Below are 14,929 nucleotides of genomic sequence, written 5' to 3'. Positions count from 1 at the left end.
TTTCCTGCGGAAAGGGATCCGAGCCCTGGAAACGCAAAAGCCCGGCGGAGGCCGGGCTTTCGCTGTGTCGCGTTGGAGCGGTCCGATTACTCGGCCACTTCCTCGGCCACGACCGGACGGTCAACCAGCTCGACGTAGGCCATCGGCGCGTTGTCGCCGGCGCGGAAGCCGCACTTCAGCAGGCGCAGGTAGCCGCCCGGACGGTTCGCGTAGCGCGGGCCCAGGATGGTGAACAGGTTGCCCACGGCTTCGTTGTCGCGCAGGCGGGCGAAGGCCAGACGGCGGTTGGCGACGGAGTCGACCTTGGCCAGGGTGATCAGCGGCTCGGCAACGCGGCGCAGTTCCTTGGCCTTCGGCAGGGTGGTCTTGATCAGCTCGTGCTTGAACAGCGAGGCGGCCATGTTCTTGAACATCGCTTCGCGGTGGGCGCTGGTGCGGCTGAACTTACGGCCAGACTTCTGGTGACGCATGGTGATATTCCTTGGTTAATGATGTGGCTGTGTGGATCGTTGTCGCCATCCTGGCGTTGCTGCGCGGACTGCGGATGGTCCTGGCCGCCCGTCCTGGACGACCTGCCGCGCGAACCTGCGGTTCGTCATGGCATGGTGTGTTGCGTTGAAGGCCCCACCGCGAACGGTGGAGCCTTCAGGCATTACCGATATCAGCCCAGCATGCCGTGGCTGGCGACACCGGCCGGCGGCCAGTTCTCCAGCTTCATGCCGAGCGACAGGCCGCGCTGAGCCAGCACTTCCTTGATCTCGGTGAGCGACTTCTTGCCCAGGTTCGGGGTCTTCAGCAGCTCCACTTCGGTCTTCTGGATCAGATCGCCGATGTAGTAGATGCTTTCAGCCTTCAGGCAGTTGGCCGAACGCACGGTCAGCTCCAGATCGTCGATCGGGCGCAGCAGCACCGGATCCACGCCGTTGTTGGCCGGCTTGGCCGCACCGCGGTCGCGGTGGGTGAAGTCACCGAACACCGACAGCTGGTCGCTGAGGATGTCGGCGGCGGTGCGCACGGCTTCCTCGGCGTCGATGGTGCCGTTGGTCTCGATATCGATGACCAGCTTGTCCAGGTCGGTACGCTGTTCGACGCGGGCCGCTTCCACGGCATAGGCGACGCGGCGGACCGGCGAGAACGAGGCATCCAGGACCAGGCGGCCGATGGCACGGGTTTCTTCGTCCGGACGACGACGCGCGGCAGCCGGCTGGTAGCCGAAACCACGTTCGATCTTCAGACGCATGTTGATTGCCGTGTCCTTGGTCAGGTGGCAGATCACATGGTCGCCGTTCAGGATCTCCACATTGTGGTCGACCTTGATGTCGGCAGCGGTGACAACGCCCGGGCCCTGCTTGGACAGGGACAGGGTGGCGCTGTCGCCGGAGTGCATACGGATGGCCACGTCCTTGAGGTTCAGCAGGACTTCGAGCACGTCCTCCTGCAGACCTTCGACCGTGGTGTACTCATGCAACACGCCGTCGATTTCGACTTCCGTGATGGCGAAGCCCGGGATGGACGACAGCAGCACGCGACGCAGGGCATTACCCAGCGTATGCCCGTAACCCCGCTCCAAAGGTTCGATAACGACCTTTGCACGAGTGTCGGTAAGGCGTTCGATCTGCGGACCGCGAGGACGCAGAACCTGGTTGGCGGTAACCGTCATGTTGCGGGTTCTCCTAGTGAACCCCCGGCCGTCGCCGGGGGCTCTCCAATGTGAATTACTTCGAATACAGCTCGACGATCAGCGCTTCGTTGATGTCCGCAGGCAGATCCGAACGATCCGGAACAGCCTTGAAGATGCCGGTGAACTTGCCGGAATCCACTTCAACCCACGACGGGCTCAGGTCATGCTGGGCGGCGACGGTCAGGGCTTCCTGGACGCGCAGCTGCTTGGCAGCCTTTTCAGACAGAGCGATGGCGTCGCCAGCCTTGACCTGGTACGAAGCCAGGTTGACCGACTTGCCATTCACGGTGACGCCGCGGTGCGACACCAGCTGACGGGCAGCCGGACGGGTCACAGCGAAGCCCATGCGGTAGACGACGTTGTCCAGGCGGGTTTCCAGCAGCTGCAGCAGGTTCTCGCCGGTGTTGCCCTTCTTGGTCGAGGCCTTCTTGTAGTAGTTGCGGAACTGACGCTCCAGCAGGCCGTAGATACGCTTGACCTTCTGCTTTTCACGCAGCTGGGTGGCGTAGTCGGACAGCTTGCCCTTGCGGGCAGTGGCGCCGTGCTGGCCGGGCTTCTGCTCCAGCTTGCACTTCGAGTCCAGCGCACGCGCCGGGCTCTTCAGGGACAGGTCGGCGCCTTCGCGACGGGCGAGCTTACAGGTAGGACCGATATAACGAGCCATTTCTTATCGCTCCCTTTAGACGCGACGCTTCTTCGGCGGACGGCACCCGTTGTGCGGGATAGGCGTCACGTCGATGATGTTGGTGATCTTGTAGCCGACGTTGTTCAACGAACGCACGGCCGACTCACGGCCCGGACCCGGGCCCTTGATGCGGACTTCCAGCGACTTCACGCCGTAGTCCAGCGCAGCACGACCGGCCTTTTCAGCGGCCACCTGGGCAGCGAACGGGGTCGACTTGCGCGAACCGCGGAAACCAGCGCCACCGGAGGTCGCCCACGACAGAGCGTTGCCCTGGCGGTCGGTGATGGTGACGATGGTGTTGTTGAACGAAGCGTGGACGTGGGCAACGCCGTCGGTGACGACGCGCTTGATCTTCTTCTTGGTCTTAGCAGCGGGCTTAGCCATTTCTCAGTCCCTTACTTCTTGATCGCCTTGCGCGGACCCTTGCGGGTGCGGGCGTTGGTACGGGTGCGCTGGCCACGCAGCGGGAGGCCACGACGGTGACGCAGGCCGCGGTAGCAGCCCAGGTCCATCAGGCGCTTGATCGCGATGCCGATCTCACGGCGCAGATCGCCTTCCACGATGTACTTGCCGACTTCGGCGCGCAGGCGCTCGATTTCCGGCTCCGACAGATCGCGGATCTTGGTGGTCGAAGCAACGCCTGCGACTTCGCAGACCTTCTTCGAACGGGTACGGCCGATGCCGTAAATGCTTTGCAACCCGACCCAGACATGCTTCTGGGCTGGCAGGTTGACGCCTGCAATACGCGCCATGACGCGGTTCTCCAGCTGAGTGATGGCCGACAGCGCGCCTCGGGCACGCCAATCCGGCAGGATGGATCAAAAAAGTGAACTAGCGATACTAACAAGGTTCCGGTTTACATGGAAGCCCGTGAAACCATTGGTTTCATGAACCCGGCCTGGGGAGTGTGCCCAGGCTCCGGCGCCGGATGGGGTTGGACCTGGGGTTTCCCCCGGGGCCGCCCGCGCTACTCCAGCGCGGGACCACCTCATCACACCCCCACCCGGAACCGCTGCGGGGGCCGCCCTTCGTTTGTGTGGCCGGAGTCCGCGAAGCGGAGGGACCATCACGTCAGGAAGACGAAAGTATAACAGGCCAATCAGCCGCGGGCAAAACCGCCGCGGTTGCCGCCCTTCAGGTTGGCCTTCTTCAGCAGGCTCTCGTACTGGTGGGACATCAGGTGCGCCTGCACCTGGGCGATGAAGTCCATCACCACCACCACCACGATCAGCAGCGAAGTACCACCGAAGTAGAACGAGGCGTTCAGCTGCGTGCGCATCAGTTCCGGCAGCAGGCAGACGATCACCAGGTAGGCCGAGCCGGCTGCGGTCAGGCGGGTCAGCACGCCGTCGATGTAATCGGCGGTGGCCTTGCCCGGACGGATGCCCGGAATCAGCGCGCCCGACTTCTTCAGGTTGTCGGCGGTTTCCTGCGAGTTGAACACCAGCGCGGTATAGAAGAACGCGAAACCGGTGATCAGCGCAGCGAACACGATCATGTGCAGCGGCTCGCCCGGGCCGAGGGCATTGGCGACCTTCTGCAGGACCTGGCCGAAGCTGCTCTGGTTGGCAGCCTGGCCGGACCACATGGCCAGGGTGGCCGGGAAGGCCAGCAGGCTCGAGGCGAAGATCGCCGGGATGACGCCGGCCATGTTGAGCTTCAGCGGCAGGAACGAGGTCTGGTTCATGTACGCGTTGCGACCGCCCTGGCGGCGCGCGTAGTTGACCGTGATCCGGCGCTGGCCACGCTCGACGAACACCACGAAGAAGGTGAAGGCGAGCACGACGATGGCGATCAGCAGCAGCTGGATGAACTGGATGTTGCCGTCGCGGTAGGCGTCGAAGGTGTGGATGATCGCACCCGGCAGGCCTGCGACGATACCGGCGAAGATGATCAGCGACACGCCGTTGCCGATGCCGCGCTCGGTGACCTGCTCACCGACCCACATCAGGAACATGGTGCCGGCGGTCAGCGCGACCACGGCGGTGAGCACGAAGCCCATGCCCGGCGCGTACACGACCGGAGCGCCCGACGGCGAGACCTGGCCCTGCAGGGCCAGCGCGATCGAGCCGCCCTGCACCACTGCCAGCAGCACGGCGCCGATGCGCGAATACTGGGTGATCTTGCGGCGGCCGGACTCACCTTCCTTCTGCATCGCCTTCAGGGCGGGGAAGATGTGCACGGCCAGCTGCATCACGATCGATGCCGAGATGTACGGCATCACGTTCAGCGCGAAGATGCTGAAACGGTGCAGGGCGCCGCCCGAGAACATGTTGAACATGTCCACGATGCCGCCGCCCTGCTGTTGCATCATGGCAAGCATGGCATCGGGATTGACGCCCGGCACCGGCACGTAGCAGCCGATGCGATAGACGATCAAAGCCCCGACGACGAACAGCAAACGTTGGCGAAGTTCAGTGAACTTGCCCATTCCGCCCGCGAGGTTACCGATGCCAGCTTGCGCCATGATTTTCTTACTCCGTTACGCTGCCGCCGGCAGCTTCGATCGCGGCCTTGGCACCTGCCGTGGCAGCAATACCCTTCAGGGTGAACGCCTTGGTCACTTCGCCCTTGACGACGACCTTGGCCTTCTTGGCAGTGCTCGGGACCAGCTTGGCAGCACGCAGGGCGGCGAAGTCGATCTCACCGGCCGGCAGCTTGTCCAGCGCGTACAGCAGCACTTCAGCGGTGTCCTTGGCGATCGGCGAACGGAAGCCGATCTTCGGCAGACGACGCTGCATGGGGGTCTGGCCGCCTTCGAAGCCAGCCTTGATCTTGCCGCCACCCTTGCGGGCGAACGAACCCTTGTGGCCGCGGCCGGCAGTCTTGCCCAGGCCCGAGCCGATACCGCGACCGACGCGGGTACGCTCGGTGCGGGCGCCCGGTGCCGGGCTCAGTTCATTGAGACGCAGAGTCATGGTCGATTACTCCTCAACCTGGACGAGGTACTGAACCTTGTTGATCAGGCCGCGCACCTGCGGGCTGTCCTTCAGTTCACGCACATCGTTGAGCTTGTTCAGGCCCAGGGCACGCACCGACAGGCGGTGACGCGACTGGGTGCCACGCAGGCCACGCACCAGGCGGACCTTGACAGTCTTGTTGGACTCATTAGCCATGGTTGAGTTCCTCCACCTTCTTGCCGCGCTTGGCCGCGATGCGGGCCGGCGACTGCGCAGCAGACAGGCCCTTCACGGTGGCACGCACCAGATTGATCGGGTTGCGCGAACCGGTGGCCTTGGCCAGCACGTTCTTCACGCCAACCGCTTCCAGCACGGCGCGCATGGCACCGCCGGCGATGACGCCGGTACCTTCCGAAGCCGGCTGCATGAACACGCGGGCTGCGCCGTGACCATCCTTGATGGTGTGCCACAGGGTGCCGTTGTTCAGGTCAACGCTGACCAGGTTCTTGCGGGCCTGTTCCATCGACTTCTGGATGGCGACCGGCACTTCGCGTGCCTTGCCATAACCGAAACCGACCTTGCCTTCGCCGTCGCCGACAACGGTCAGGGCGGTGAAGGTGAACTGGCGGCCACCCTTGACGGTCTTGCTGACGCGGTTGACCGCGACCAGCTTTTCGATCATGCCGTCGTCGATCTTCTCTTCGCGGTTACGGTCGCGATCGCGACCCCGCTGCTGACGCTCTTCTGCCATGTTGATTCCTTGGTTGTTTGGGTATGTACGGCTCGAAGCCGCTTATGGTTGTGGCGTGACGCGGCGTTCCGGTGGGCCGCTGCAGAAGAGCGGCGCCGTCCAGCCTCACTCAGGCTGGCGAGCAGGCAGGCAGGAGGCCAATGGCCCCCTGCCCTTGTCCCTTAGAACTGCAGGCCGGCTTCGCGGGCCGCTTCTGCCAGGGCCTTGATGCGGCCGTGGTAGCGGTAGCCCGAACGATCGAAGGCAACCTTCTCGACGCCGGCGGCCTTGGCGCGCTCGGCGACGATGCGGCCAACCTTGGCGGCGGCATCGGCGTTCTTGCCGTTCTTCAGGCCTTCCATGACGTCGGTCTGGGTGGTGTTGGCGGCAGCCAGCACCTTGGAACCGTCGGCGGTGAAGACCTGGGCGTACAGGTGCTGGCCGGTGCGCAGCACCGACAGGCGGGCGACGCCGAGCTCACGGATGTGGGCGCGGGTCGACTTGGCGCGACGCAGGCGGGCGATGTTCTTGTTCATTTTGATTATTCCTTGAAAGCTGAAGGAAGAGCTTTTCCCTGAGAAGTCCGCACAGGGATGTGCGGGCTCTTGCGAGGGACTCGCGCTTATGCCTTCTTGGCTTCCTTACGGATGATGACTTCGTCGGAGTACTTCACGCCCTTGCCCTTGTACGGCTCCGGCTTGCGGAACGCACGGATCTTGGCGGCAACTTCACCGACGACCTGCTTGTCAGCGCCCTGGACCAGGATCTCGGTCTGGGTCGGGGTCGACAGGGTGATGCCTTCCGGCGCCACGAACACGACCGGATGCGAGAAGCCCAGCGACAGGCTCAGGTCCTTGCCCTGCATGGCAGCGCGGTAACCCACGCCGACCAGCTCCAGCTTGCGCTCGAAGCCTTCGGACACGCCCTTGACCATGTTGGACAGGATCGCACGCACGGTACCGGTCAGTGCGACCAGGTCAGCGTTCTCGGTGCTCAGGGTGGCAACGCCGTTGTCGACGTTGATGGCAATACCGGCCGGCTTGGCCAGCGACAGGGTGCCCTTCGGGCCCTTGGCGGTGACGCTGTCCGACTGGACGTTCAGTTCAACCTTACCCAGGTCGATCGGCTTCTTGGCTACGCGGGACATAGTTCTACTCCTTTCGCCTTAGGCCACGAAGCACAGGACTTCGCCGCCGACGCCCAGCTGGCGCGCCTGCGCATCAGTCATGATGCCCTTGGAGGTGGAAATGATGGAGATACCCAGGCCGTTCATGACCTTCGGCAGCTCGCTCTTGCCGCGGTACTGGCGCAGGCCCGAACGCGAGAAGCGCTTCAGGGTCGCGATGACCGGCTTGCCTTCGAAATACTTCAGCACGATTTCCAGCTCGGACTTGTTGTTTTCCAGCTGGGTCACGCGCAGGTCGGTGATGTAACCCTCGTCCTTCAGGACCTGGGCAATCGCAACCTTGATCTTGGACGACGGGGCTTTCACCGTCTGCTTGCCAACCGCGGCCGCATTCTTGATGCGGACCAGCAGGTCGGCGATGGGATCAGTCATGCTCATATGAGTACCTTTGAGTGCACCGATATCCGCTTTCGCGAAAATCTGTTGTCTCCTGGAAACGGGCCAGGTCCCTTGTTGCAGTGGGCCGGAAGCCCACTCCTACAACCCCGTCTGCACAGGGCAAGACGCGGGAGTATACGCCAAAAGAGCCCGGCTTGCGCCGGGCTCTTCGGTTTTTTTGCGCCGGGAAAGCTGAATGCCTCCCCTGCCCGGTTCAGGAACCCCCGAAGGGGCTCCTGATCGCAGGGCCGGCTGGGATTACCAGCTGGCCTTGCGCAGACCCGGGACGTCGCCACGCATGGTGGCTTCACGCAGCTTGTTACGGCCCAGGCCGAACTTGCTGTAGACGCCACGCGGACGACCCGACAGCTCGCAACGGTTGCGCTGGCGGCTCGGCGACGAATCGCGCGGCAGCTTGGCCAGCTTGGTTGCGGCGTCGATCTTCTCTTCGTAGGTCGCGTCCACGGAGGACACGATCTTCTTCAGAGCTGCACGCTTTTCAGCGTACTTCTTTGCCAGCTTTTCCCGCTTGATGTCGCGGTTGACCATGGAGGTCTTTGCCATTTCGGTTTCCTCGACAGATCAGTTACGGAACGGGAACTTGAACGCTGCCAGCAGCGCCTTCGCTTCCGCGTCGGTCTTCGCAGTGGTGGTGATGGCGATATCCATACCGCGGATCGCGTCGACGGCGTCGAAGTCGATTTCCGGGAAGATGATCTGCTCCTTCACACCCATGTTGAAGTTGCCGCGGCCGTCGAAGGAACGACCGGAAACACCACGGAAGTCGCGCACGCGCGGCAGCGAGATGTTGATCAGGCGATCCAGGAACTCGTACATCTTGTGGCGACGCAGCGTGGTCTTGCAGCCGATCGGCCAACCATCGCGGATCTTGAACGACGCAACCGACACACGCGACTTGGTGACAACCGGCTTCTGGCCGGAAATCTTGGTCATGTCGCCGACGGCGTTTTCCAGGATCTTCTTGTTGGTGGCCGCTTCGCCGACACCCATGTTCAGGGTGACCTTGACCAGCTTCGGCACTTCCATCGGATTGGTGTAGCCGAACTGCTTCATCAGCGCCGGCACCACTTCGTCCTTGTAGAACTTTTCGAGACGGGAACTCATCTTCTCATTCCTCAGGCGTCGAGCGCCTCACCGCTGGAGCGGAACACACGCAGTTTGCGTCCATCCTCCAGCACCTTGAAGCCAACGCGTTCGCCCTTGCCCGAAGCCGGGTTCAGAACATTCACGTTGGAGATATGGATCGAAGCTTCGCGCTCGACCACGCCGCCGGCAACACCTGCCTGCGGGTTCGGCTTGGTGTGGCGCTTGACGATGTTCACGTTGGCGACGACCACACGGTCGCCGTCGACGCGGACGACTTCGCCCTGCTTGCCCTTGTCCTTGCCAGCGTTGACGACAACCTGGTCGCCCTTCTTGATACGGTTAGCCATGATTATCTCCTGTCGCTCACAGCACTTCGGGAGCGAGCGAGACGATCTTCATGAACTTCTCCGAACGAAGTTCACGGGTCACCGGCCCGAAGATACGGGTACCGATCGGCTCCTGCTTGCTGTTCAGCAGAACGGCAGCGTTGCCGTCGAAGCGGATCAGCGAGCCGTCGGCGCGACGCACACCCTTGCGGGTACGCACCACGACGGCGTCATACACTTCACCCTTCTTGACCTTGCCGCGCGGAATCGCATCCTTCACGGTGACCTTGATGATGTCGCCGATGCCGGCGTAACGGCGCTTGGAACCACCCAGCACCTTGAAGCACATCACCTGCTTGGCACCCGAATTGTCCGCGACGTCAAGGTAGCTCTGCATCTGGATCATGATTCAGCTCCTTATTCAGCCGCGCGCGTGATGACTTCCACCACGCGCCAGTTCTTGGTCTTGGACATCGGAGCAATCTCGGTCACGCGGACGACATCGCCTTCCTTGCAGGCGTTGTCGGCATCGTGGGCGTGCAGCTTCGTCGAGCGCTTGATGTACTTGCCGTACAGCGCGTGCTTGACCTGACGCTCAACCAGGACGGTAACCGTCTTGTCCATCTTGTTGCTGACGACACGGCCTTCGACCGTGCGCAGCGTCTTCTTTTCAGTATTGTCGCTCATAGCGGCCATCCTTACTTCGTGCTGCCGAGCAGGGTCTTGACGCGAGCAATCTCGCGACGGACCCGGCGAATGTCGTGGGTCTTCGGCAGCTGGCCGGTGACCTGCTGCATACGGACAGAGAACTGTTCCTTACGCAGGTCGATCAGGTGGGCCTTGAGTTCGTCAGCCGACTTTTCACGGAGAGTTTTGATATCCATCAGCGCACCGTACGGGTCACGAAAGTGGTGGTGACCGAGAGCTTGGCGGCGGCCAGGCGGAACGCCTCGCGAGCCACTTCCTCGGAAACACCCTCGATTTCATAGATCATGCGGCCGGGCTGGATCTGGGCCACCCAGTATTCCACGTTACCCTTACCAGAACCCATTCGGACTTCGATGGGCTTCTTGGTGATGGGCTTGTCGGGGAACACGCGGATCCACATCTTGCCGCCGCGCTTGACGTAGCGGCTGATCGAGCGGCGGGCCGCTTCGATCTGACGCGCGGTCAGCTGACCGTGTGCGGTTGCCTTCAGGCCGTATTCGCCGAAGCTGACAGCGTTGGCGCTCCAGCTCAGGCCATCGTTACGGCCCTTGTGTACCTTGCGGTACTTGGTTCGCTTGGGTTGCAACATTGTCGTTACCTCGCTTCACGGGCCGGGCGCTGACGGTCACCACGGTCGCCGCGATCGTGACGATCGTTGCGCGACGGGGTGTCGTCCTGCTTTTCCTGGCCAACCTGGGAGAAATCGAAGACCTCGCCCTTGTAGATCCAGACCTTGATGCCGATGATGCCGTAGGTCGTCTTGGCTTCAGCGAAGCCATAGTCGATGTCGGCACGCAGGGTGTGCAGCGGCACGCGGCCTTCGCGGTACCACTCCGAACGGGCGATTTCTGCACCGTTGAGGCGGCCACCCACGTTGACCTTGATGCCCAGGGCACCCAGGCGCATCGCGTTGCCGACCGAGCGCTTCATTGCGCGGCGGAACATGATGCGACGCTCCAGCTGCTGGGCGATCGACTCGGCAACGAGCTGCGCGTCCAGTTCCGGCTTGCGCACTTCGGTGACGTTGATGTGCGCCGGGACGCCCATCATCTCGCTCACTTCCTTGCGCAGCTTCTCGATGTCCTCACCGCGCTTGCCGATCACCACGCCCGGACGGGCGGTGTGGATCGTCACGCGAGCGGTCTTGGCCGGACGCTCGATCAGGATCTTGCTGATGCCGGCCTGAGCCAGCTTCTTGCGCAGCATTTCGCGCACTTTCAGGTCGGCTGCCAGGTAACCAGCGAACTCGGCCTTGTTGGCGTACCACTTGGAGTTCCAGTCCTTGGAAATGCCGAGGCGGATACCAATCGGATGAACTTTATGACCCATGGTCTTTTCCTTATCCGCTTACTTGGCGGCGCCCACAACCACAGTGATGTGGCTGGTGCGCTTGAGGATGCGGGTACCGCGGCCTTTCGCCCGCGCCATGAAACGCTTCAGGGTCGGACCTTCATCAACCATGATGGTCTGAACCTTCAGCTCGTCGACGTCGGCGCCCTGGTTGTTCTCGGCGTTGGCAATAGCCGACTCCACCACCTTCTTGATCAGGTGGGCAGCCTTCTTGTCCGAGAACTTCAGCAGGTTGACCGCACGCTCGGCCGGCAGACCGCGCACCTGGTCAGCGACCAGACGAGCCTTCTGCGGGGAGATGCGCGCAGTGCGCAGGATGGCTTTCGCTTCCATTGTCATCTCTCCTTACTTGCCCGACTTCTTGTCACCACCGTGACCCTTGAAGGTCCGGGTGATGGCAAATTCGCCGAGCTTGTGGCCGACCATGTTCTCGTTGACGAGAACCGGGATGTGGTTCTTGCCGTTATGCACGGCAATGGTGACGCCTACCATGTCAGGCAGGATCATCGAACGGCGCGACCAGGTCTTGATCGGCTTCTTGCTACCCGCAGCGGCCTCCACCTTCTTGACGAGGTGGTGATCGACGAACGGGCCCTTCTTGAGTGAACGTGCCATGGTCGATTAGCCCCTACGATCGCGGACGATGAACTGCTGAGTGCGCTTGTTATGGCGCGTCTTGTAACCCTTGGTCGGGACACCCCACGGGGTGACCGGATGCGGGTTACCCTGGCCGGCCTTCGCCTCACCACCACCGTGCGGGTGGTCAACCGGGTTCATGGCAGCACCACGAACGGTCGGGCGGACGCCGCGCCAACGCTTGGCACCGGCCTTGCCCAGCTTTTCCAGGCTGTGCTCGTCGTTGCCGACTTCGCCGATGGTGGCGCAGCACTCGACCGGAACCTTACGCATTTCACCCGAGCGCAGGCGCAGGGTGGCGTAGATGCCTTCGCGAGCCACCAGCTGCACGGCCGCACCAGCGGCGCGAGCGATCTGAGCGCCCTTGCCCGGCTTCAGTTCGATGCAGTGGATGGTGGTGCCGACCGGGATGTTGCGCAGCGGCAGGGTGTTGCCAGCCTTGATCGGGGCATCCGAACCAGCGATCACCTGATCACCGGCCTTCAGGCCCTTCGGGGCGATGATGTAGCGACGCTCACCGTCGACGTAGCACAGCAGAGCGATGTGCGCGGTGCGGTTCGGATCGTATTCGATGCGTTCCACGCGCGCCGGGATGCCCAGCTTGTTGCGCTTGAAGTCGATGATGCGGTAGTGCTGCTTGGCACCACCACCGACGTGACGCACGGTGATGCGGCCATGGTGGTTACGACCACCCGAGCGGCTCTGCGACTCGACCAGCGCAGCGTGCGGAGCACCCTTGTGCAGGTCGGGAGTGACCACGCGCACGGCCGAACGGCGGCCGGGGGAAGTGGGCTTGAATTTCATCAATGGCATGGGATGTACCTCAGGCCTTGGCCGTTACATCGATCGACTGGCCATCGGCCAGGCGAACGTACGCCTTGCGCCAATCGCCGCGGCGGCCAGCACGGTTACGGAAGGACTTGTTCTTGCCCTTGACGTTGACCACGTTGACGGCTTCGACCTTGACGTCGAACAGCTGCTCAACCGCGGCCTTTACATCGGCCTTGGTGGCTTCGTTCGAAACTTCGAAGACATACTGGTTGGAGAGTTCCTGCAGGCGCGCGGTCTTTTCGGAGACACGCGGGGCACGCAGCACGCTGAAGATTTTTTCGTTGCTGTTCATGCCAGCCACTCCTCGACCTTCTTGACCGCGTCAGCGGTGATGACGACCGTGTCGGCACCCACCAGCGAGACCGGATCCAGACCCTGGACGTCACGCACCTGCACGTACGGCAGATTGCGGGCGGACAGGTACAGGTGCTCGGACGCTTCTTCGGTGACGATCAGCGGGCGCTTGCCCACTTCCAGGCCGGCCAGCTTGGCGATCAGACCCTTCGTGTTGGTCACTTCGACATCGAAGGACTCCACGATGGTCAGACGGCCCTGACGGTTCAGCTCGGACAGGATCGCGCACATGGCGGCACGGTACTGCTTACGATTGACCTTCTGCTCGAAGCTGCGCGGCTTGGCCGCGAAGGTGACACCGCCGCCGACGAAGATCGGAGCCGTCAGTGCGCCATGACGCGCGCCGCCGCCCTTCTGCTTCTTCGACTTCTTGGTGGTACCAGCCACTTCGGAGCGAGTCTTCTGTGCCTTGGTGCCGGCGCGACCGGCGTTGCGGTAGGCAACGACGACCTGGTGGACCAGATCTTCGCTGAAATCGCGACCGAACACGGCGTCGGAGACCGAGACCTTGTTGTTGCTACCCGTGATAACGAGTTCCATCGTCATCTCTCCTTATGCCTTGCTCGCCGGACGGACGATCACGTCGCCACCCGCCGCGCCCGGAACGGCGCCGCGAACGGCGATCAGACCGCGCTCGACGTCGACCTTGACCACTTCCAGGTTCTGGGTGCTCTGCTGCACCGCGCCCATGTGGCCCGACATCTTCTTGCCCGGGAAAACGCGACCCGGGGTCTGGCGCTGACCCAGCGAACCCGGCGCGCGATGCGACAGCGAGTTACCGTGGGTTGCATCGCCCATACGGAAGTTGTGGCGCTTGATGGTGCCCTGGAAGCCCTTACCCTTGGTGACACCCTGGACGTCGACGATCTGGCCGACTTCGAAGATGTCCGCCTTGACTTCGCCGCCCACGGCGAAATCGCCGAGCTGCGCGTCTTCAACGCGGAATTCCCACAGGCCACGACCCGCTTCCACCTTCGCCTTGGCGAAGTGGCCGGCTTCCGGCTTGTTGACCAGGGCAGCGCGACGCGCGCCGACGGTCACCTGCACGGCGCTGTAGCCGTCGGTTTCGACGGTCTTGATCTGCGCGATGCGGTTCGGGGTTGCTTCGATCAGGGTCACCGGGATGGAGCGGCCATCTTCAGTGAACACGCGGCTCATGCCAGCCTTGCGGCCCACGAAGCCCAACGAATACTTCTTCGTCATGGTCGTAGTCCTCAGGTCAGCTTGATCTGAACGTCGACGCCGGCAGCCAGTTCGAGCTTCATCAGCGCGTCCACGGTCTTGTCATTCGGGTCAACGATATCGAGCACGCGCTTGTGCGTGCGGGTCTCGTACTGGTCACGCGCGTCCTTGTCGACGTGCGGGGAAACGAGAACGGTGTAACGCTCGATCTTGGTCGGCAGCGGGATCGGGCCACGCACTTGCGCGCCGGTCCGCTTTGCCGTTTCAACGATCTCGCTGGCCGAACGGTCGATCAGACGATGATCGAACGCTTTCAGCCGGATCCGGATCTTTTGGTCCGCCATGGCGGTAGGTTCCTTCGTTAAAAGAGCGACAGACAAAGCCTCTGGGTTGCTTTGCCCCATGAAATTCCTGAATACGGACGGCCCGCACTCCTGCAGGCCGCCAAGGTCAATCCATAGACCTCAAAAACGTAGGCAGACCAGTTTCCCGGCCTGCCCAGACGTAGAAGCATAATGGCACGCAAGGCAGCTGTCAACAGTCGCCTGTTGACGCCGCCTGAATGGCATTGACCCTTCCTGGTCCGGGGAACACAAGGCACATCCTGTGCCTGCTTTCCCATTTGATACGCCCCGATGCCCTACCCAGGCAACATCGGGGCGCAGATACTACCAGATTACTCGATGATCTTCGAGACCACGCCGGCGCCGACGGTACGGCCGCCTTCGCGGATAGCGAAGCGCAGGCCTTCGTCCATTGCCACCGGGTTGATCAGGGTGACGACCATCTTGACGTTGTCACCCGGCATCACCATTTCGACGCCTTCCGGCAGAGCAGCTGCGCCGGTGATGTCGGTGGTGCGGAAGTAGAACTGC

General features: G+C 62.7%; 28 protein-coding genes. All 28 read right to left on the bottom strand.

All coding sequences use genetic code 11. The annotated features are described in order from the left end of the window. Positions 1-86: 86 nt before the first annotated feature. Positions 87-470 (bottom strand): 50S ribosomal protein L17, encoded by a 384-nt coding sequence (gene rplQ, locus AC5P9L_RS06175; protein WP_005408217.1) that lies wholly within the window; start codon positions 468-470, stop codon positions 87-89. 191 nt (positions 471-661) lie between these two features. Beyond that, positions 662-1,660: a DNA-directed RNA polymerase subunit alpha gene (locus tag AC5P9L_RS06170; protein ID WP_005408216.1), complete on the bottom strand. Its 999-nt coding sequence runs from the start codon at positions 1,658-1,660 to the stop codon at positions 662-664. Between the two features lie 55 nt (positions 1,661-1,715). After that, the gene (rpsD, locus tag AC5P9L_RS06165) at positions 1,716-2,345 is read right to left on the bottom strand and encodes a 30S ribosomal protein S4 (RefSeq protein ID WP_004145446.1); all 630 of its coding nucleotides are present in this window, start codon (positions 2,343-2,345) and stop codon (positions 1,716-1,718) included. Between the two features lie 15 nt (positions 2,346-2,360). Beyond that, positions 2,361-2,750 (bottom strand): 30S ribosomal protein S11, encoded by a 390-nt coding sequence (gene rpsK / locus AC5P9L_RS06160; protein ID WP_004145443.1) that lies wholly within the window; start codon positions 2,748-2,750, stop codon positions 2,361-2,363. 11 nt (positions 2,751-2,761) lie between these two features. Next, positions 2,762-3,118 (bottom strand): 30S ribosomal protein S13, encoded by a 357-nt coding sequence (rpsM, locus tag AC5P9L_RS06155; RefSeq protein WP_004154500.1) that lies wholly within the window; start codon positions 3,116-3,118, stop codon positions 2,762-2,764. Positions 3,119-3,465: 347 nt separating this feature from the next. Further along, the gene (gene secY / locus AC5P9L_RS06150; RefSeq protein ID WP_005408215.1) at positions 3,466-4,833 is read right to left on the bottom strand and encodes a preprotein translocase subunit SecY; all 1,368 of its coding nucleotides are present in this window, start codon (positions 4,831-4,833) and stop codon (positions 3,466-3,468) included. Positions 4,834-4,840: 7 nt separating this feature from the next. Further along, positions 4,841-5,284: a 50S ribosomal protein L15 gene (gene rplO, locus AC5P9L_RS06145; protein ID WP_004154498.1), complete on the bottom strand. Its 444-nt coding sequence runs from the start codon at positions 5,282-5,284 to the stop codon at positions 4,841-4,843. Between the two features lie 6 nt (positions 5,285-5,290). Continuing rightward, positions 5,291-5,482 (bottom strand): 50S ribosomal protein L30, encoded by a 192-nt coding sequence (rpmD, locus tag AC5P9L_RS06140; RefSeq protein WP_005408214.1) that lies wholly within the window; start codon positions 5,480-5,482, stop codon positions 5,291-5,293. Then, positions 5,475-6,017: a 30S ribosomal protein S5 gene (rpsE, locus tag AC5P9L_RS06135; RefSeq protein WP_005408213.1), complete on the bottom strand. Its 543-nt coding sequence runs from the start codon at positions 6,015-6,017 to the stop codon at positions 5,475-5,477. Before rpsE ends, rpmD begins: the two co-directional genes overlap by 8 nt. 161 nt (positions 6,018-6,178) lie before the next feature. Continuing rightward, positions 6,179-6,538: a 50S ribosomal protein L18 gene (gene rplR / locus AC5P9L_RS06130; RefSeq protein ID WP_024957318.1), complete on the bottom strand. Its 360-nt coding sequence runs from the start codon at positions 6,536-6,538 to the stop codon at positions 6,179-6,181. Positions 6,539-6,618: 80 nt separating this feature from the next. Then, positions 6,619-7,143, bottom strand: a complete 525-nt coding sequence (gene rplF, locus AC5P9L_RS06125) for a 50S ribosomal protein L6 (protein ID WP_005408211.1) — start codon at positions 7,141-7,143, stop codon at positions 6,619-6,621. Positions 7,144-7,161: 18 nt separating this feature from the next. Continuing rightward, entirely contained in the window at positions 7,162-7,560 is a 399-nt protein-coding gene (gene rpsH / locus AC5P9L_RS06120) for a 30S ribosomal protein S8 (RefSeq protein ID WP_005408210.1), read from the bottom strand. Positions 7,561-7,818: 258 nt separating this feature from the next. Further along, a complete protein-coding gene (rpsN, locus tag AC5P9L_RS06115) occupies positions 7,819-8,124 on the bottom strand; it encodes a 30S ribosomal protein S14 (protein ID WP_005408209.1) in 306 nt (101 codons plus the stop codon). 18 nt (positions 8,125-8,142) lie between these two features. Continuing rightward, entirely contained in the window at positions 8,143-8,685 is a 543-nt protein-coding gene (rplE, locus tag AC5P9L_RS06110) for a 50S ribosomal protein L5 (protein ID WP_004154491.1), read from the bottom strand. Positions 8,686-8,696: 11 nt separating this feature from the next. Continuing rightward, complete coding sequence (gene rplX, locus AC5P9L_RS06105) at positions 8,697-9,014, bottom strand: 50S ribosomal protein L24 (protein WP_004154490.1); 318 nt, start codon at positions 9,012-9,014, stop codon at positions 8,697-8,699. A gap of 16 nt (positions 9,015-9,030) precedes the next feature. Beyond that, a complete protein-coding gene (gene rplN / locus AC5P9L_RS06100; RefSeq protein WP_004145357.1) occupies positions 9,031-9,399 on the bottom strand; it encodes a 50S ribosomal protein L14 in 369 nt (122 codons plus the stop codon). 11 nt (positions 9,400-9,410) lie between these two features. Continuing rightward, positions 9,411-9,680, bottom strand: a complete 270-nt coding sequence (rpsQ, locus tag AC5P9L_RS06095) for a 30S ribosomal protein S17 (protein WP_004154489.1) — start codon at positions 9,678-9,680, stop codon at positions 9,411-9,413. A gap of 11 nt (positions 9,681-9,691) precedes the next feature. Further along, positions 9,692-9,877: a 50S ribosomal protein L29 gene (rpmC, locus tag AC5P9L_RS06090; protein ID WP_004154487.1), complete on the bottom strand. Its 186-nt coding sequence runs from the start codon at positions 9,875-9,877 to the stop codon at positions 9,692-9,694. Then, entirely contained in the window at positions 9,877-10,290 is a 414-nt protein-coding gene (rplP, locus tag AC5P9L_RS06085) for a 50S ribosomal protein L16 (RefSeq protein WP_004154486.1), read from the bottom strand. Before rplP ends, rpmC begins: the two co-directional genes overlap by 1 nt. Before the next feature lie 5 nt (positions 10,291-10,295). Then, positions 10,296-11,030 carry a 30S ribosomal protein S3 gene (gene rpsC / locus AC5P9L_RS06080; protein ID WP_004145350.1) on the bottom strand — a complete coding sequence of 245 codons (735 nt, stop codon included), beginning with the start codon at positions 11,028-11,030 and terminating at the stop codon, positions 10,296-10,298. Between the two features lie 18 nt (positions 11,031-11,048). Next, the gene (rplV, locus tag AC5P9L_RS06075; RefSeq protein ID WP_004145348.1) at positions 11,049-11,384 is read right to left on the bottom strand and encodes a 50S ribosomal protein L22; all 336 of its coding nucleotides are present in this window, start codon (positions 11,382-11,384) and stop codon (positions 11,049-11,051) included. A gap of 12 nt (positions 11,385-11,396) precedes the next feature. After that, positions 11,397-11,666, bottom strand: coding sequence for a 30S ribosomal protein S19 (gene rpsS / locus AC5P9L_RS06070; protein ID WP_004154485.1), 270 nt, complete (start codon positions 11,664-11,666; stop codon positions 11,397-11,399). Between the two features lie 6 nt (positions 11,667-11,672). Next, on the bottom strand, positions 11,673-12,500 hold the full coding sequence (gene rplB, locus AC5P9L_RS06065) for a 50S ribosomal protein L2 (protein ID WP_004145339.1): 828 nt from the start codon (positions 12,498-12,500) through the stop codon (positions 11,673-11,675). 10 nt (positions 12,501-12,510) lie between these two features. Then, positions 12,511-12,810, bottom strand: a complete 300-nt coding sequence (gene rplW / locus AC5P9L_RS06060) for a 50S ribosomal protein L23 (protein ID WP_004145338.1) — start codon at positions 12,808-12,810, stop codon at positions 12,511-12,513. Beyond that, positions 12,807-13,412 carry a 50S ribosomal protein L4 gene (gene rplD / locus AC5P9L_RS06055; protein WP_004145337.1) on the bottom strand — a complete coding sequence of 202 codons (606 nt, stop codon included), beginning with the start codon at positions 13,410-13,412 and terminating at the stop codon, positions 12,807-12,809. Before rplD ends, rplW begins: the two co-directional genes overlap by 4 nt. A gap of 12 nt (positions 13,413-13,424) precedes the next feature. Beyond that, positions 13,425-14,075, bottom strand: coding sequence for a 50S ribosomal protein L3 (gene rplC, locus AC5P9L_RS06050; protein ID WP_004145336.1), 651 nt, complete (start codon positions 14,073-14,075; stop codon positions 13,425-13,427). Positions 14,076-14,086: 11 nt separating this feature from the next. Beyond that, positions 14,087-14,398: a 30S ribosomal protein S10 gene (gene rpsJ, locus AC5P9L_RS06045; RefSeq protein ID WP_005408208.1), complete on the bottom strand. Its 312-nt coding sequence runs from the start codon at positions 14,396-14,398 to the stop codon at positions 14,087-14,089. A gap of 332 nt (positions 14,399-14,730) precedes the next feature. Next, on the bottom strand, positions 14,731-14,929 hold a 199-nt coding region (locus AC5P9L_RS06040), incomplete at its 5' end, for an EF-Tu C-terminal domain-related protein (protein WP_495213722.1).

Source organism: Stenotrophomonas sp. YJH_SMC_64 (assembly GCF_059371375.1).
The sequence above is the reverse complement of the archived record's forward strand: the minus strand, read 5'-3'. Positions and strand labels throughout refer to the sequence as shown.

Coding starts and splice junctions, on each gene's coding strand:
- rpsS (WP_004154485.1), bottom strand. CDS start 11,666: ATGGCACGTTCACTCAAGAAGGGCCCGTTCGTCGATCACCACCTCGTC.
- rplF (WP_005408211.1), bottom strand. CDS start 7,143: ATGTCCCGCGTAGCCAAGAAGCCGATCGACCTGGGTAAGGTTGAACTG.
- rplE (WP_004154491.1), bottom strand. CDS start 8,685: ATGAGTTCCCGTCTCGAAAAGTTCTACAAGGACGAAGTGGTGCCGGCG.
- rplP (WP_004154486.1), bottom strand. CDS start 10,290: ATGTTGCAACCCAAGCGAACCAAGTACCGCAAGGTACACAAGGGCCGT.
- rplD (WP_004145337.1), bottom strand. CDS start 13,412: ATGGAACTCGTTATCACGGGTAGCAACAACAAGGTCTCGGTCTCCGAC.
- rplV (WP_004145348.1), bottom strand. CDS start 11,384: ATGGAAGCGAAAGCCATCCTGCGCACTGCGCGCATCTCCCCGCAGAAG.
- rplQ (WP_005408217.1), bottom strand. CDS start 470: ATGCGTCACCAGAAGTCTGGCCGTAAGTTCAGCCGCACCAGCGCCCAC.
- secY (WP_005408215.1), bottom strand. CDS start 4,833: ATGGCGCAAGCTGGCATCGGTAACCTCGCGGGCGGAATGGGCAAGTTC.
- rpsC (WP_004145350.1), bottom strand. CDS start 11,030: ATGGGTCATAAAGTTCATCCGATTGGTATCCGCCTCGGCATTTCCAAG.
- rpsQ (WP_004154489.1), bottom strand. CDS start 9,680: ATGAGCGACAATACTGAAAAGAAGACGCTGCGCACGGTCGAAGGCCGT.
- rpsM (WP_004154500.1), bottom strand. CDS start 3,118: ATGGCGCGTATTGCAGGCGTCAACCTGCCAGCCCAGAAGCATGTCTGG.
- rpsJ (WP_005408208.1), bottom strand. CDS start 14,398: ATGGCGGACCAAAAGATCCGGATCCGGCTGAAAGCGTTCGATCATCGT.
- rplB (WP_004145339.1), bottom strand. CDS start 12,500: ATGCCATTGATGAAATTCAAGCCCACTTCCCCCGGCCGCCGTTCGGCC.
- rpmD (WP_005408214.1), bottom strand. CDS start 5,482: ATGGCTAATGAGTCCAACAAGACTGTCAAGGTCCGCCTGGTGCGTGGC.
- rpsE (WP_005408213.1), bottom strand. CDS start 6,017: ATGGCAGAAGAGCGTCAGCAGCGGGGTCGCGATCGCGACCGTAACCGC.
- rpsD (WP_004145446.1), bottom strand. CDS start 2,345: ATGGCTCGTTATATCGGTCCTACCTGTAAGCTCGCCCGTCGCGAAGGC.
- rplC (WP_004145336.1), bottom strand. CDS start 14,075: ATGACGAAGAAGTATTCGTTGGGCTTCGTGGGCCGCAAGGCTGGCATG.
- rplN (WP_004145357.1), bottom strand. CDS start 9,399: ATGATCCAGATGCAGAGCTACCTTGACGTCGCGGACAATTCGGGTGCC.
- rpsK (WP_004145443.1), bottom strand. CDS start 2,750: ATGGCTAAGCCCGCTGCTAAGACCAAGAAGAAGATCAAGCGCGTCGTC.
- rplW (WP_004145338.1), bottom strand. CDS start 12,810: ATGAACAGCAACGAAAAAATCTTCAGCGTGCTGCGTGCCCCGCGTGTC.
- rpsN (WP_005408209.1), bottom strand. CDS start 8,124: ATGGCAAAGACCTCCATGGTCAACCGCGACATCAAGCGGGAAAAGCTG.
- rpsH (WP_005408210.1), bottom strand. CDS start 7,560: ATGAGCATGACTGATCCCATCGCCGACCTGCTGGTCCGCATCAAGAAT.
- rplX (WP_004154490.1), bottom strand. CDS start 9,014: ATGGCTAACCGTATCAAGAAGGGCGACCAGGTTGTCGTCAACGCTGGC.
- rplO (WP_004154498.1), bottom strand. CDS start 5,284: ATGACTCTGCGTCTCAATGAACTGAGCCCGGCACCGGGCGCCCGCACC.
- AC5P9L_RS06170 (WP_005408216.1), bottom strand. CDS start 1,660: ATGACGGTTACCGCCAACCAGGTTCTGCGTCCTCGCGGTCCGCAGATC.
- rpmC (WP_004154487.1), bottom strand. CDS start 9,877: ATGGATATCAAAACTCTCCGTGAAAAGTCGGCTGACGAACTCAAGGCC.